A 14,985-nucleotide genomic window follows, 5' to 3' on the forward strand; every position below is an offset into this window, starting at 1 on the left:
GATCAGTCATCCTTGAGAATGGAGCGGGTCCCGACGATGGACAGGCCAAAGGCGTCGAGCCCCAGATATACGGTTTCCGGCGAGTCGGTCAGCAGCACCAGTTCCTGAATACCCATCTTGGACAGGATCTGAGCACCAAGCCCGGTTTGCTTGATGGTGCGCGGGCCTTCTTCCTCGGTGGCGTACAGAGAGTTGCGCGGCTGGCGGAACAGGCACACCACTCCGCGACCTTCATTGGCGATCTTCTCCATCGCGCGCGGCAGTTCCTGCGGAGATTTCGGGCCGAGACCCAGTATGTCCGGTGCTTCGTGCAATGCGTGGGTGCGGGTCAGTACCGGCTCGGGCGTGGTAATGTCGCCTTTGATCATGACCACGTGCTCGATTCCGTGGGTCTGATCGGTGAACAGGCGCATCTCCCACTCGCCACCATATTCCGACGTCACCATTTCCCGAGACGTCTCGACCACCAGATTGTCATTTCGCGAACGATAGGCGATCAGGTCGCTGATCGTGCCGATCTTCATGTCGTGCTCTCTGGCAAACTCCACCAGATCCGGAAGGCGCGCCATGGTGCCGTCAGGCTTCATGATCTCGCAGATCACGCCCGAGGGGTTCAACCCCGCCAGTCGCGAAATATCCACTGCAGCTTCGGTATGGCCTGCACGCACCAGCACCCCTCCCCGCTTGGCCCTTAGCGGGAAGATGTGACCCGGTGTCGCGATGTGGGCCATCGTGTTTTGTTCGTTGATCGCCGTCGCCACCGTCAGAGCACGGTCTGCCGCCGAAATGCCGGTGCTGACACCTTCGCGCGCTTCGATCGAAACGGTGAACGCGGTTTCATGACGCGACGAGTTGTTCACCGCCATCATCGGCAAGCCCAGGGCATCCACCCGCTCTGCCGTCATCGGCAGGCAGATCAACCCGCGACCGTGGGTCGCCATAAAATTGATCGCCTCGGCATCCGCGAATTCGGCGGGGATTACCAGATCGCCTTCATTCTCGCGATCCTCGTGGTCGACCAAAATATACATCCGGCCCTTGCGCGCCTCTTCGATGATATCCTCGATCGGGCTGATCGCATCGCGCAGCTGGGCCTCAACCGGTCCGGGGGTTTCAAAGCTCATGGGGCAGCCTTTCACAAGAGCATGTTTGTTGGGCGGGATAGACCAGTGTGGGCCCAATGACCAGACGACAATCGACTGACCTACCTAAAAGTGCAGTCTGGCTGTGTATTGTGATGTGCAAATCCATGTGACTTCGAATGCATTCAGGCCCGTCGCCATGGTGCGACAAAGCACTTCCCCCATCCAACGCAAATGCTGCTAGCACACACAAACGCGCAAGCAGTTAGCACCAAAAAAAGCCTCGGTGCAATTGTCCACAAAAATGCCCAAATCAGGTCGCTGGATTGCCCAAGCTTATCCCCAATGAATAACCGACGCACCATGAATTTGATGAGACAAAGCGACTGTGTTTTTTTCAACAGAATTACCCCAACAAAGGTCCTACTTTTCGGGAGTTGTCAGGCGAAACAGGTTGTTAATTTCCATCGTGTCGCTGCATGTACTCTGCGGGATAGTTGTTAGTATCTACACGGGCCGCTCTTACTGGGCATCCACTGCACCAAACATCCTGCATAGTTTCACCACGCTATCTATGTTTATAGCGTCAAACTACTTTCTTTGGCGGCTGGCTATTGCGGTTGTCAAAGCGAAACCCTCCAAGCCAATTCACTGGATGCTTTCCGACCTGAGAACGACGCTTTCGGACCGGGAGAGAACTTCTGACGCGATTGTATGCTACCTGAGCATTGTACCGCTAATCGTTACGTTTTCGTATCTCAAAGACGAAATACCCAATTTGGTTGCGTATTCATGGGATCCTTTTTTTGCCCAATTGGACAGAACCCTTCACCAAGGTCATGACGTTTGGACGCTCCTCTGGCCTGCCCTGGGTTCCCCATATGTCACAACCGCGATCAACATGGCTTATCATGGTTGGTTCGTCCTGATTTACATAGCGGTCTGTCTCGCCTGCTTAGACCGTCGCGATCCTGACAGAAGCACTGTTTTTCTGGTCGCCTTCGCACTGAGCTGGGCCATCGGCGGCAATCTTCTTGCCACTATCTTTGCCTCTGTCGGTCCAGTCTACTATGAGGCATTTGGCTTTGGCGACACATTTACACCGCAAATCGAGTTGCTTCGTCAATCACATGAGATTAGCCCAGTCTGGGCTCTGGAGTGGCACCAACTCCTGCTTGACGGGTATTTCAACGGCGGACCAATCAGCGGCATCTCGGCCATGCCCAGTATGCATGTTTCCAGCAGCGTATTGCTAGCTATCTATGGTTTTTCATATTCACGGTATCTCGGTGCAGCCCTGACCATCTTCGCCGCGGTCATCATCCTAGGATCGGTTCATTTGGCCTGGCATTACGCTGTCGATGGCTATGCTTCGATTGCCCTCGCGTTCGCCATATGGTGGGTTTCCAAGAAGCTGACGGCCAGGTTTGGGCCGTCCACCTAATCGTCAGGAAACTTCGGCCAGTCTGGCGACGTACCGGGCCAGAGTATCGATTTCCAGGTTCACTTTGTCGCCGACCGCGACACCGCCCCAGGTCGTTACCTCTTTGGTGTGCGGAATAAAATTGATGCCGAAATCACATCCGTCGACATCATTAACTGTCAATGACGTGCCGTTCAGCGCCACGGAACCTTTTGGTGCAATAAAGCGCGCCAAATCCTTCGGTGCACGCAAGGTCACTCGTGTGCTGTCGCCCTCATCCTTGAGGTCAACGACCTCGGCCACTCCATCCACGTGGCCTGAAACAATGTGTCCACCCAGTTCGTCCCCAACCTTGAGCGCCCGTTCCAGATTGACCCTTTTGCCAATTGTCCACGTGTCGAGATTGGTCTTCGAAACGGTCTCGGCGCTGATTTGCACGTCATACCAGCCATCTCCCAGGGCGATTACGGTCAGGCAAACCCCGTCGCTGGCAATGGACGCACCAATGTCGATGCCCGCCGTGTCATAATTGGTGGCAATCCGCGCGCGAAGGTCACCTTGCTGATCCAACTCAGTAACAGTGCCGACATCGGTAACGATCCCTGTGAACATTCTATTAACCCTCTTGCGTCTAGGTTTCAGAGCCGAGGTAAGCCCAAGCGGCCGAACGGGCAAGCCCTGCCTTGCCCGGAATTGTGCAAACAGGCATAGTTTAGGGAATAATCACGAACAGAGCAGCACCATTGCCCCCTATTGCAACCAAACCAGATAAGCGCGTGTTCCTGTTTCTTCAGGGACCGCACGGCCCGTTTTTCAGCGCTCTGGGTCGCATTTTGCGGGCTTCGGGCGCGACTGTTTTGCGGGTTGGGTTCAACGCCGGAGATCAGGCTTTCTGGTGGGATCGGGAAAGCTATGTTGCTTTCCATGGCTGTCCGGACGACTGGCCAGATACTCTCAGCAGCCTGATGGACGACCATGGCGTGACGGATATTGTGCTCTATGGTGATACGCGCCCGGTTCATGCCAGCGCCGTGGAAATCGCCCATCGTCGGGGCGCGACCGTCCATGTGTTCGAGGAAGGCTACCTGCGTCCCTGGTGGGTGACTTATGAGCGCTCGGGATCGAACGGCAACTCCCTCCTGATGGACCTGACTGTCGATCAGATGACTCAGGCAATGGCGCATTCGGAAAATCCCGCGCCACCGCCGCCATCGCATTGGGGCGATATGCGGGAACACATTTTCTACGGCGCGCTGTATCACTGGTTCGTTTTGTTCCGGAATGGCCGTTATCGCAATTTTCGCCGTCATAGAGAGTTGCCGGTCTCAAAAGAATTCAAACTATATTTCAAACGTTTGGCACTGATGCCTCTCCACCGCCTCCAGCGTAGCCTGGCCACGGCCCGCGTCCGACGAGGCGGCTTTCCTTATCACTTGGTCTTGCTGCAACTGGGGCATGACAGTTCCGTCCAGGCGCATTCCGAATACGCCACAATGACCGAATTCGTCGAACAGATGATTGCCGGCTTCGCCCAGGGCGCCCAAGCGCATCATAGACTTGTGATCAAGGAGCACCCATTGGAAAATCAACGCGAACCCCTGCGGAAACGAGTACGGGATGCTGCGCGCGCGCACGGAATTGCCGACCGCATCCACTATGTGCCCGGTGGAAAACTGGCGCGCTTGCTGGATGAGGCCAGTTCGGCCGTGACAATCAATTCGACCGCGGGTCAGCAGGTGTTGTGGAGGGGTATTCCGTTAAGAAGTTTCGGGCGTTCTGTCTACGACAAGCCCGAATTCGTCTCAAAACAACCTGTTGCGGCGTTCTTTACAACCCCCACCGCTCCGGACAGCGAAGCCTACCAGAGGTATCGCGACTTCCTGCTGAGCACCAGCCAGGTTCCGGGCGGATTTTATTCCCGGCGCGGGCGGCGGCAGTTGTTGCGGCGGGCGGTGGATATGATGCTGCGGCCGCAAGATCCATACCAGACGATCCTCGCCGGTAACGCGACCATGACGCCACAGTTGAAAATCGTTAGGTAGAGCGCGCCACCATTGGCTGGATGTTTTGCAACAAAATGAGTAGCCTGCGCAAAACAATAAAACACAACAAAGACGACTGAGGGAAATCGGCAGTGCAGCGATCTCGAAACCGGTGGGTACGGGCAGCGTCCCTTTTGGCTGTTTGCGGCCTTTTGTCAGCGTGTCAGCTTCCGAAGGCCGGGCCAAACAAGACCGAAATTCTGTCCGGATCGACTGAAAACGGCGGCAACGCCTTTGTTGTGGAAGTCGATGATCGCGTTGCGAAAGCGACTTCTGCCATACCGCATTACGGGTTCTCTCAGTCCTTTCGAAACGCGCAGAGTGTTACTGCGGATACCGTGCGGCCGGGGGATGTCCTGGGACTGACGATCTGGGAAAACGTCGATGACGGCCTGCTGACCACCGAAACCGGCGGCGCTACGTCGCTGGACGAAGTACAGGTCGACAGCGAGGGGTATATCTTTGTGCCCTACGCCGGTCGCCTGCGTGCCGCAGGCAATACGCCCGAGCAATTGCGCAACCAGATTTCCCAGAAGCTTCAGGAGCAGACGCCTGACCCGCAAGTGCAGGTGCGACGTGTGGCGGGCAAAGGTTCGTCGGTATCGCTGACGGGCACCATTGGTCTTCCGGGCATTTACCCGATCGAACAGCCCACCCGCACCCTGTCGGGTATGCTGGCCAATGCCGGTGGCGTAACGGTCGCCACGGATATCGCGCTTGTGACGGTTATCCGCAATGGGACAAAGGGCACGATCTGGTACGAAGACCTGTTCCGCAATCCGGAAACCGATATCGCACTGCGGGGCGGTGACCGCATTCTGGTCGAGGAAGACAGCCGATCTTATATCGCACTGGGCGCAACGGGCGGCCAATCCCGGGTCGCCTTCGACAGCCAGGATCTGTCAGCGCTCGAGGCCCTGGCCCAGGTGGGCGGGCTGCAATCCCTCTCCTCGGACCCGACTGGTATCTTTGTATTGCGCAAGGAGCGTCAGGACATTGCCCGCAACGTTATGGGACAGCCTAACTTGGAAGGCGATCAGCGCGTGATCTACCTGCTGAACCTGACCGCCCCAAACGGGCTGTTCATCGCCCGCGATTTCGTCATTCGCGACGACGACACGATTTACGTAACCGAGGCACCCTACGCGCAATGGTCCAAGTCCATTTCCCTCATCGCGGGCGGTCTGACCCCATTTGCGAATGTGGCGACCTTGACGGGCGGCTGACGCATGCTTTCTGAAACGGAGTCCGGCGCCGGGGACAGTCGTTCCCGGCTTTTCGTTTACAATGGCGGATTCCTGACACAACGGCGGGTTCGGCGGATTCTGTCTCTGGCTGGCTACGACATCCGGCTGGGATTGCCCGGGACCGGCGACTGGGTTGGTGTCTGGGGCAATAGCCCAACTGCACATCGCGGGCTGACTATCGCCAAAAAACGGGACGTACCCGTCTTGCGGGTCGAGGATGCCTTTCTCCGGTCACTGAACCCCGGACGCGGCGGGGAGGCGCCGATGGGTCTTTTGCTGGACCGAACGGGTTTGCATTTTGATCCGTCCGCCCCATCAGATCTTGAACGTATACTGGCAGAGCATCCCCTGGACGACACGGCCCTGCTGGACCGCGCTCGTGGCGGGATCAGGCGGCTGCGTGAACTGCACCTGAGCAAGTACTCGGCCTTTGATCTGGACCTGGCTCCACCCGATCCCGGCTATGTACTGGTAGTGGATCAAACACAGGACGATGCCGCCGTAACAGCCAGCAAGGGTGACCGCGCGCGGTTCCTTGAAATGCTGGTCATCGCGCAGGAGGAAAACCCGGGCGCACGGATCGTCATCAAGTCGCATCCTGAAACGTTGGCCGGCCATAGGGGCGGATGTTACACGGATCAGGACCTGAACGCGCGGGTATCGATGTTGCGCGATCCCATCAGCCCCTGGTCCCTGTTGGAAGGCGCAATTGGCGTCTATACGCTGTCCTCGCAACTTGGGTTCGAGGCTATTCTGGCAGGCCATAAGCCCCGCGTTTTTGGGCAGCCGTTCTACGCAGGCTGGGGGCTGACGCAGGACGAAAGCCCGCTCACCCGCCGTCAGCGCAACCTGACGCGCGCGCAGCTTTTCGCGGCGGCGATGGTCCTTTACCCGACATGGTACGATCCATACCGCGATCAGCTATGCGACTTTGAAACGGCGGTGAACGGACTCGAAGCGCAGACACGCGCGTGGCGAGAGGACCACAAGGGCTGGACTGCTTCTGGGATGCGCCTTTGGAAACGGCCACACCTCCAGCGGATGTTCGGGCGATATCGGGGAATTCGTTTTGTGGCTGAACCTCCGCAAGCCCCCGCACGGCCGCACATGGTCTGGGCCAGCCGGGCCAATAATACCCAGAACGCCGTGCGGATCGAGGACGGTTTTCTACGCTCCCGTGGGCTTGGCGCTCAGCTTGTACCGCCGGTGTCGCTGGTGACGGATGATCTGGGCATCTATTACGACCCGACCCGCCCCAGCCGACTGGAAGAGTTGATCGCAGCGCGCGAAACCCTTCGCCCCGATCAGCAGCGCCGCGCCGAACGATTGGTCGCCAGTTTGCTCGCGCAGGGTCTGAGCAAGTACAATACCGGAGGCGAAACGCCCGCCCTGCCCGAGGGGCACCGCATTCTCGTGCCCGGACAGGTTGAGGATGATGCGTCGATCCTAACTGGCACAAGCGACGTAAGAACCAACTTGGATCTCTTGCGCGCAGCACGCGGTGCGAACCCCGGCGCAATCCTGATCTACAAACCCCATCCAGACGTCGAGGCCGGATTGCGGGATGGCGGCATCGGCGCGGCCGATCTGGCCGATGTCATCGTCAGAGAAACCGACCCCGCATCATTGATTACGCAGGTCCATGAGGTCTGGACCATGACCTCACTGCTGGGGTTCGAGGCGCTGCTGCGGGGCGTTTCTGTAACCACGTTGGGGGCACCGTTCTACGCAGGCTGGGGGCTGACAACCGATTTGGGAGCAGTCCCGGCACGGCGCGGGGCACGGCCATCGTTGATGGGCTTGGTTCACGCAACACTGATCGACTATCCCCGCTATCAGGATCCGGTCACGGGCCTACCCTGCCCTGTCGAAGTGGTTGTTGATCGTCTGGCTCAGGGATATTCCTCGCCGACCGGTGCATTGAACCGAGTGTTGTGCAAACTCCAGGGTGCCCTGGCAACCCATTCGCATCTGTGGCGCTAGCGCGTGACACGCGCCCATCGATGCAGGACGTCCCCGCCGATATTCTGCGTTTCGATCAGATCAAACCGAGGTGCATTGTCCAGTGTTTCAAGACGTAGCGCCCCGACAGCCGGCAACCCTTCGGCCCCTATGGTCAAACCGGCGGTAAAGCCGACCAGTTCATCCACCAGATCCTCGGCCAGCAATGACGCGGCCAAAGCCGAACCGCCTTCGCAGAAAACGCGTGTCAACCCTGCCTGCCCCAGCTGATGCAACAGGTCGGCGGGGTCAATGTGATGTCCCTGCAGCGCGCAGGGCAGCAGGCGCGCGCCCAGCCCCTCCCATGCGCGAGCTCGTTCTGCATCCGGGTGCGGGCCGTGACACAGCCAGACAGGGGTTTCCTCGGCTGTCCGGGCAAGTTGGCCCATCAATGGCAGGTCCAGATGCCGGGACACGACAACCCGTACCGGCTGCCGGGTGACGCCCATGTCCCGCACGGTCAGCGAGGGATCGTCCGCCCGCGCTGTTCCGGCACCGACCATCACTGCGTCATGCCGCGCGCGCATTGCGTGAACGGCACGTCGGGCTTCGGGGCCGGTGATCCATTTACTGTGACCGGTTTCGGTGGCAATCCGTCCATCAAAGCTGCTGGCCAGTTTGAGTGTAACAAATGGGCGGCCCTGTTCGGTTTTCAGGAAAAACCCGGCGTGATCCAACGCGGCCTGATCGGCAAGCACCCCTGTGACCACGTCGATCCCAGCTTCGCGGAGCATTGTGAAGCCTTGCCCAGCCACGCGCGGATCGCTGTCTTCTATTGCGGAAACAACCCGCGCAACACCTGCGTCAATCAACGCCTGCGCACAAGGAGGTGTGTTTCCGTGATGGGCGCACGGCTCCAGCGAAACATAGGCTGTTGCACCGCGTGCTGCGGCACCTGCCTGCTCCAATGCTTCGGTTTCCGCATGAGGGCGTCCACCGGGTTGCGTCCAACCGCGCCCGATGATGCGGCCACTGCGCACGATGACACACCCCACCGACGGATTAGGCCAACAGGTGCCCTGCCCGCGCCGCCCCAGTGACAGGGCCAGCGCCATATATCGCTTGTCAGTTTCGTTCACTCGTCCGTTGAGGGCTGCGGCGGGCGCAACTCGTGGACGAACTCCTCGAAATCATCGGCCGCCTGGAAATTCTTGTAGACACTCGCGAACCGAACATATGCCACAGTGTCGATCCGGGCCAGCGCTTCCATAACGATTTCACCGATTTTGTTGGACGGAATATCCGTCTCGCCCATGCTTTCCAAACGCCGCACGATGCCCGAGATCATCTGGTCGATCCGGTCGGGGTCAATGGGGCGTTTCTGCATCGAGATCCTGATCGAACGCTCCAGCTTGTCCCGATCGAAATCTTCACGTTTTCCGTTGGTCTTGATGACGACAAGATCGCGCAACTGCACCCGTTCGTAGGTGGTAAATCTGCCCCCACAGGCCGGGCAGAACCGACGCCTGCGGATCGCGACATGATCTTCCGCCGGGCGTGAATCCTTGACCTGAGTGTCGATATTTCCGCAAAACGGGCAGCGCATCCGCCGTCTCCTCGTCCCTAGTTCCGCCTCTTGTTGTAAGCACTTCGGCCTACTTATCCACAACTATAGGACAGCCGCTAGGGTTTGGGTAGTTGGAATTTTGCAACGCTAAATAAAGGGGTCAGGCAAAATGCCCCGCGACTTTCCGAGAGTGCGGCGCATTGCGATGTTCGAACAGGTAAATGCCCTGCCACGTGCCCAGAACCGGCTGCCCGCCGGTGACCGGGATCGACAGCGAAACCGGCATCACAGCCGCCTTGATATGGGCCGGCATATCGTCCGGACCCTCATAGGTATGCCGCAGATAAGACATTGTGGGGTGGTCGGATGGCGGCACCAAACGGTCAAAGAACTCTTTCAGATCGGTCTGAACTTCTGGATCTGCATTTTCCTGAATCAGCAGGGAACACGATGTGTGGCGGACGAACAGTGTCAGCAACCCATCCGATGCAGGCATCAGCCAAGACCGCACGGGCGCGGTAAACTCGTAAAGCCCCGCGCCCTGTGTCTGGATCGTGAATTCGGTTTGCACCTTCGCCTTCTCCTGAGCCTTGATCAGAAAACCGGGCGAACCCGGCAGCGGCCGTTTGCGCCCTGCACCGACATGCTGTCGCCTGCCTTGAATCCTGCAGAGATGCTGCTTTGCTGCTCTACGTTGGTTGGCATTTTCAGCGAGAACTGAACGGCCGTGCGCCGGCCCGTCGTGACGCTGGGCCCGTAACCTCGCAGAACATATATCTGTTGCTGCCATCCCGCACCCAATTTGCGGCGGGCGAAATCGGCGGCCGCACACCAATAGCCGTCAATGTCCGTTCGGGCCCGCGGAATGACTTCGAATTCCGTGCTGTTGATCGCTTCGGTCTGATAGCCGTTAGGGGCAGCGTTCGCTGTCAGCGGAACGTTCAGCGCGAACATGGCCAGAATTGTACAAGTGATAATCCGTTTCATTGCCAATACCTTCCTTACATCGATCTGTCGCACAACTAGTTTGCCATACGCCCGGGAACAGAGAGACTCACAATCAAGTCAGGCATCCTGCGGATTTGCGTGATCGCGTGTCAACCAGCCCTTGTACCGGATCAGCCGCCCTAGTACGGGCATTTCCGCCGATATGTCGAACCGAAACCGGCCCTGTTCATCCTGCCATTCAACCGAGATCGAACGCGGCAACAGGTACCTGGGGCACGGACACCCAAAGATCCTAAGGCGTGTGATTTCAAGGTGTAATTTACCCTCAGACATGTCAGGTCGCATCCAGATTGTCAGGCCGCCGATTTTTTCACGCACCAAACCGTGCCTCGGATCAGTACATAGGCGCGAGCGGGTCTGATGCCCCGCGAAATCACGAATCCAGACCCATTGCTTTCCATCCTTCCGAGTTGTCAGGATCACAGGGACGTCATCTGCCGGTGGCGGAAACCGCCCAACGCGCAACGCCAACGCTGTCAAGGCACCCGTGCCATGGACAATCGAACATCGGCCAGAATAATGGCCGGGCCGACTGTGCAGGTCTCTGACAGCCGAGGGCAACCCGTTGGAATGCGGCACGGCACGCAGGAACGGGTCAGCCATCGTTTCAATACCCATCGGGCGCAAAGCGGCTCAGAAGAGTTTGATCCGGGACAAGACACGTCTCTGATCGGCCGAACAGTTGGTATCGGTTTCGTGCGATAAGATGGTAAAGCGGGTCTTTCACCATTTTCGGCAGGAACCGGCAGAGGGAGAGTGCTTTCCATACGCCCGGCAAAGCCCGCATTGCAGCGGCGAAGGCATCCAGCCGTTGATGGACTGCCCCATTGATGATGACCAGGTTGGTCTCGAATTCCCGCGTCGGCAACCCGAGGTCCGTGTACAGCCGTTGCCCCAACAGGGATTGCGCAGTGGCGAACTGGAATTGCCTCCTCCGGTCATGACGCACCATGAAACGGAAAAAACCCGAACACAGTACGCATTCACCGTCAAAGACAATCAAGTTCTGTTCTAAAATGGACGGATGCATGAAATCACACGTGATTACCGCGCTTTACGATGGGATCTTGGCACGTCGGACCAAGGGCGGCAATGCGACACAACGAGCCCGAGAACCTTGCGATTCCGAGTCAAAGGGGCGTGCCGGGGAGCCTTACTTGAAGCGGGATGGTCGGCCGTTCAATCAGGCTCTGACCTCATCCCCGAAAGGTGCTGACCCGACAACAACGGTTATGTAGGCTGTACCGTTGTCCGGTTCATTTGCGTAGCGGACAATTCCTTGTGAGTTGCTGACAACCGATACGGAAACTATCTGACCGAACCGAGTGCCGTGACAAAAGCTGGCAGTGAACGCCCTTTTGCAGTTACGTTTGAACGTATTCGAAATTGTTTGCCAGACAGATTTATGGACGTTGATATTTCCAGAATTCAATTATTGGCCAGAGAACTGGATCAGCATTCGGGCGACCCGGCGGTGACGGATGACGTACTGAGCATCTGCGGTTTGAGCCGCGCTGACATCGCCCCGCCCACCAAAAGCTATAGCGCTCTCAAGGAGGCCCTGTTCGTGCGCCATGCGTGCGATGCACTCAATGACATCACTTTCGGGGCTTGCGCGGGTTTGGAATTCAAGGCCTCGTCGAGTGTGACGGCCTATATCAGCAAATACTCGCGTGATCTGCGACAGGTGATAGAAAACACCGCGCGCTTTCATTGGATGATCGACCCCGCGTTGAAGTTCAGGTTGCGTGAATCCAGCAATGCAGCATCCTTTGAAATCGATTGGAAAGATCCCGGTTACTCGCGCTATCACCGCAGAACAGAGTTTCTGCTGTTTGCTGCGGTCGCGCGCATGCGCGCTCTGACAAGGGTGGAGCTGCATCCCCTCGAAATGCGGTTTCAACATGAAATCGGCAATCACACATCTATGTACGACAAGATCGGTGGATTTCCGGTCAGCTTTGGGGCCGAGAGAATGGAGATCATCCTGTCCCTGTCGTCGCTGGATTTGCCTGTTCCAACTTACGATCCAAGTCTGCGCGCCCACCTGCTGGAATATGGCGAAAGGTTGCTGTCCGAGCGACCTGCACTCCAGAAAAAGACACGAGCCAGAATCGAAGGACTCATCACACGCTCAATGCCGGGTCGGGTTCTACAAGCCGAGGAAGCTGCCGCCAGCCTTGCGCTCAGCCCGCGCACACTCGCACGTCGGCTGGCCGATGAAGGCACCAGCTATCGCGAGATTGTTGAAGACTTGCGATGTGATCTCGCACAGACATTTATCAAGAACGGCATGCCTCTGTCCGAGGTTTCGTACTCACTGGGCTATGCCGACCAAGCGGCATTTTCAACCGCATTCAAGCGCTGGACCGGTCAGGCCCCCAGCACGTTCCGCAAGCGGGTTGATCACCCTCTCTCTCGGACTTGAGGGTGGCCGGGGGTCATCGGTGTTGCCACCTCGCCCCGGCCTGTCCCGTGAGTGGACAATGGCGATATAGATGGCGCAGGCGCGCCGCCCTTGCGAGTTCCCGCCAATTTGATTTCAGGTTCGGACAACGTGAATTTGCGTGACCGCAAAAAATTAAAGGCGCCTCGATTGAAGCGCCTTTGACTTTATTGATCGAGGAACGATCGCAGCTTTCGTGAACGGCTGGGATGCTTAAGCTTCCGCAGCGCCTTCGCCTCGATCTGGCGGATACGTTCGCGGGTCACGCTGAATTGCTGGCCAACCTCTTCCAGCGTATGGTCGGTGTTCATGCCGATGCCAAAGCGCATTCGCAGAACGCGTTCCTCGCGTGGGGTGAGCGAGGCCAGAACCCGTGTGGTCGTTTCCTTGAGGTTTTCCTGAATGGCGCTGTCCAGCGGCAGCACAGCATTCTTGTCCTCGATGAAATCGCCCAACTGGCTGTCTTCCTCGTCGCCGATCGGCGTTTCGAGAGAGATCGGCTCTTTGGCGATTTTCATCACCTTGCGAACCTTCTCCAGCGGCATTTGCAACTTTTCGGCCAGTTCTTCCGGCGTCGGTTCGCGGCCGATTTCGTGCAGCATCTGGCGGCCTGTCCGGACCAGCTTGTTGATCGTTTCGATCATGTGGACAGGGATCCGGATCGTACGGGCCTGATCCGCAATCGAGCGTGTGATCGCCTGACGGATCCACCAGGTCGCATAGGTCGAGAACTTATAGCCGCGGCGGTATTCGAACTTGTCTACCGCCTTCATCAAGCCGATGTTGCCTTCCTGAATAAGATCAAGGAATTGCAGGCCACGGTTCGTGTATTTCTTGGCAATCGAGATCACCAGACGCAAGTTGGCTTCGACCATTTCCTTCTTGGCCTGCCGCGCCTCTTTCTCGCCCTTCTGGACCTGCTGAACGATGCGGCGGAATTCGGGAATATCCAGACCGACATACTGCCCGACCTGCGCCATGTCGTTGCGAAGCTCCTCAACCTTGCCGGACGAGCGTTCGATGAACATCTGCCAGCCGCGACCGGGCTTTTCCGCCATCTCGGCCAGCCAGTTGGGGTCCAGTTCGCGGCCACGATAGGCATCGATGAACTCACGGCGGTTGATACGGGCCTGGTCGGCCAGCTTCACCATCGCGCTGTCCAGCGACATGACGCGGCGGTTGATACCATAAAGCTGATCGATCAGCGCTTCGATCCGGTTGTTGTGCAGATGAAGCCCATTCACCAGCTCGACAATCTCGGCGCGCAGCTTCTGATAGGTCTCTTCATCCTTTTCGCTGAATGTACCGTCTTCGTTCAGAGTGGCCGAAATCCGGCTGTCCTGCATCTCCGACAGCATCGAGAAATCGCTCGAAATCCGTTCCAGCGTGGTCAGGACCTGATCCTTCAGCGCCGCTTCCATGGCGGCAAGGGACATGTTCGCCTGATCGTCGTCATCGTCGTCATCATCGGTGGCGATCGGGTTACCGTCCGCGTCGAGTTCCGGACCGGCGTCTTCCTTTGCGGGCTTTGCCGCCTGCACCGCAGTCGTGTCGACAACGGGCTCCTCGACATCGCCTTCTTCGTCCAACTGGTTGCCGAAAGTCGTTTCCAGATCGATGACGTCGCGCAGCAGAATGTCTTCGGACAGCAATTCGTCGTGCCAGATGGTGATCGCCTGGAAGGTCAGCGGGCTTTCACAAAGACCGGCGATCATGGTGTTGCGGCCGGCTTCGATCCGCTTGGCGATGGCGATCTCGCCTTCGCGGCTCAGCAGTTCGACGCTCCCCATCTCGCGCAGATACATGCGGACGGGGTCGTCGGTGCGGTCCAGTTTCTCGGTCGCGGCACCAGCCAGAGCAACCTCACGGTTGCTTTCGGTGGTTGTCAGTTCGGTCGAGCCCTTGTTCTCTTCCTCTTCGGCCTCTTCATCTTCGATGATGTTGATGCCCATTTCGGACAACATCGACATGACATCTTCGATTTGTTCCGAACTGACCTGATCAGGCGGCAGAACCTGATTGAGCTGGTCGTAGGTGATGTAACCTTTCTCGCGAGCCTCGGCGATCATCTTCTTGACCTGGGCCTGGCTCATGTCCAGCGAGATTTCCTGTTCCTGCTCGTCGGATTTGCGGTCTTCGTTCGTATCCTTGGCGGCCATTCAATGCTCCTGCAGGGATGGGTGATTCGTTTGACCCGAATCATTAGCGCGTAGAAGTGATTCGGCCACC

At 57.9% G+C, this 14,985-nt stretch carries 14 protein-coding genes; 5 read left to right on the top strand and 9 right to left on the bottom strand.

Translation table 11 applies throughout. The features are described 5' to 3' along the window. Window positions 1-2: 2 nt before the first annotated feature. Window positions 3-1,124 carry a 3,4-dihydroxy-2-butanone-4-phosphate synthase gene (ribB, locus tag AC2TDJ_RS14905; RefSeq protein ID WP_480843271.1) on the bottom strand — a complete coding sequence of 374 codons (1,122 nt, stop codon included), beginning with the start codon at window positions 1,122-1,124 and terminating at the stop codon, window positions 3-5. A 412-nt stretch (window positions 1,125-1,536) separates the two neighbouring features. Here ribB and AC2TDJ_RS14910 point away from each other — a divergent pair, with 412 nt between their 5' ends. Further along, entirely contained in the window at window positions 1,537-2,526 is a 990-nt protein-coding gene (locus tag AC2TDJ_RS14910; protein WP_480843272.1) for a phosphatase PAP2 family protein, read from the top strand. A 3-nt stretch (window positions 2,527-2,529) separates the two neighbouring features. Here AC2TDJ_RS14910 and AC2TDJ_RS14915 read toward each other — a convergent pair whose 3' ends face one another. After that, a complete protein-coding gene (locus AC2TDJ_RS14915) occupies window positions 2,530-3,117 on the bottom strand; it encodes a riboflavin synthase (protein WP_480843273.1) in 588 nt (195 codons plus the stop codon). Between the two features lie 164 nt (window positions 3,118-3,281). Between AC2TDJ_RS14915 and AC2TDJ_RS14920 the strand changes: the two genes are divergently transcribed. From AC2TDJ_RS14920 to AC2TDJ_RS14930, 3 genes are all read left to right on the top strand, one after another. Then, window positions 3,282-4,547, top strand: a complete 1,266-nt coding sequence (locus tag AC2TDJ_RS14920; protein ID WP_480843275.1) for a capsule biosynthesis protein — start codon at window positions 3,282-3,284, stop codon at window positions 4,545-4,547. 92 nt (window positions 4,548-4,639) lie between these two features. Then, entirely contained in the window at window positions 4,640-5,773 is a 1,134-nt protein-coding gene (locus AC2TDJ_RS14925) for a polysaccharide biosynthesis/export family protein (protein ID WP_480843277.1), read from the top strand. Window positions 5,774-5,776: 3 nt separating this feature from the next. Further along, on the top strand, window positions 5,777-7,777 hold the full coding sequence (locus AC2TDJ_RS14930; protein WP_480843278.1) for a capsular polysaccharide biosynthesis protein: 2,001 nt from the start codon (window positions 5,777-5,779) through the stop codon (window positions 7,775-7,777). Here the strand turns inward: AC2TDJ_RS14930 and ribD are convergent. The 6 genes from ribD to AC2TDJ_RS14960 form a co-directional block, all read right to left on the bottom strand. Then, window positions 7,774-8,874 carry a bifunctional diaminohydroxyphosphoribosylaminopyrimidine deaminase/5-amino-6-(5-phosphoribosylamino)uracil reductase RibD gene (gene ribD, locus AC2TDJ_RS14935; protein ID WP_480843280.1) on the bottom strand — a complete coding sequence of 367 codons (1,101 nt, stop codon included), beginning with the start codon at window positions 8,872-8,874 and terminating at the stop codon, window positions 7,774-7,776. The genes AC2TDJ_RS14930 and ribD overlap by 4 nt on opposite strands. Beyond that, entirely contained in the window at window positions 8,871-9,341 is a 471-nt protein-coding gene (nrdR, locus tag AC2TDJ_RS14940) for a transcriptional regulator NrdR (protein ID WP_039534475.1), read from the bottom strand. The genes ribD and nrdR overlap by 4 nt, the downstream gene beginning before the upstream one ends. A gap of 121 nt (window positions 9,342-9,462) precedes the next feature. Next, window positions 9,463-9,873: a secondary thiamine-phosphate synthase enzyme YjbQ gene (locus AC2TDJ_RS14945; RefSeq protein ID WP_480843282.1), complete on the bottom strand. Its 411-nt coding sequence runs from the start codon at window positions 9,871-9,873 to the stop codon at window positions 9,463-9,465. Window positions 9,874-9,896: 23 nt separating this feature from the next. Beyond that, the gene (locus AC2TDJ_RS14950) at window positions 9,897-10,289 is read right to left on the bottom strand and encodes a hypothetical protein (RefSeq protein ID WP_480843283.1); all 393 of its coding nucleotides are present in this window, start codon (window positions 10,287-10,289) and stop codon (window positions 9,897-9,899) included. Between the two features lie 78 nt (window positions 10,290-10,367). Beyond that, window positions 10,368-10,928, bottom strand: a complete 561-nt coding sequence (locus tag AC2TDJ_RS14955) for a DUF4166 domain-containing protein (RefSeq protein WP_480843285.1) — start codon at window positions 10,926-10,928, stop codon at window positions 10,368-10,370. Then, window positions 10,918-11,340 carry a thiol-disulfide oxidoreductase DCC family protein gene (locus AC2TDJ_RS14960; protein ID WP_480843287.1) on the bottom strand — a complete coding sequence of 141 codons (423 nt, stop codon included), beginning with the start codon at window positions 11,338-11,340 and terminating at the stop codon, window positions 10,918-10,920. Before AC2TDJ_RS14960 ends, AC2TDJ_RS14955 begins: the two co-directional genes overlap by 11 nt. Window positions 11,341-11,715: 375 nt before the next feature. On the opposite strand from AC2TDJ_RS14960, the gene AC2TDJ_RS14965 reads away from it, so the two are divergent. Beyond that, window positions 11,716-12,738, top strand: coding sequence for an AraC family transcriptional regulator (locus AC2TDJ_RS14965; RefSeq protein ID WP_480843289.1), 1,023 nt, complete (start codon window positions 11,716-11,718; stop codon window positions 12,736-12,738). Between the two features lie 185 nt (window positions 12,739-12,923). Here AC2TDJ_RS14965 and rpoD read toward each other — a convergent pair whose 3' ends face one another. Next, entirely contained in the window at window positions 12,924-14,915 is a 1,992-nt protein-coding gene (rpoD, locus tag AC2TDJ_RS14970; protein ID WP_480843290.1) for an RNA polymerase sigma factor RpoD, read from the bottom strand. Between the last annotated feature and the right edge of the window lie 70 nt (window positions 14,916-14,985).

This window comes from Ruegeria sp. HKCCD6647-2, assembly GCF_057221075.1.

Excerpts from the sequence above, each read along its gene's own strand:
- AC2TDJ_RS14915 (WP_480843273.1), bottom strand. The coding sequence starts at position 3,117 with ATGTTCACAGGGATCGTTACCGATGTCGGCACTGTTACTGAGTTGGAT.
- AC2TDJ_RS14955 (WP_480843285.1), bottom strand. The coding sequence starts at position 10,928 with ATGGGTATTGAAACGATGGCTGACCCGTTCCTGCGTGCCGTGCCGCAT.
- ribB (WP_480843271.1), bottom strand. The coding sequence starts at position 1,124 with ATGAGCTTTGAAACCCCCGGACCGGTTGAGGCCCAGCTGCGCGATGCG.
- AC2TDJ_RS14965 (WP_480843289.1), top strand. The coding sequence starts at position 11,716 with ATGGACGTTGATATTTCCAGAATTCAATTATTGGCCAGAGAACTGGAT.
- nrdR (WP_039534475.1), bottom strand. The coding sequence starts at position 9,341 with ATGCGCTGCCCGTTTTGCGGAAATATCGACACTCAGGTCAAGGATTCA.
- AC2TDJ_RS14930 (WP_480843278.1), top strand. The coding sequence starts at position 5,777 with ATGCTTTCTGAAACGGAGTCCGGCGCCGGGGACAGTCGTTCCCGGCTT.
- rpoD (WP_480843290.1), bottom strand. The coding sequence starts at position 14,915 with ATGGCCGCCAAGGATACGAACGAAGACCGCAAATCCGACGAGCAGGAA.
- AC2TDJ_RS14950 (WP_480843283.1), bottom strand. The coding sequence starts at position 10,289 with ATGAAACGGATTATCACTTGTACAATTCTGGCCATGTTCGCGCTGAAC.
- AC2TDJ_RS14960 (WP_480843287.1), bottom strand. The coding sequence starts at position 11,340 with ATGCATCCGTCCATTTTAGAACAGAACTTGATTGTCTTTGACGGTGAA.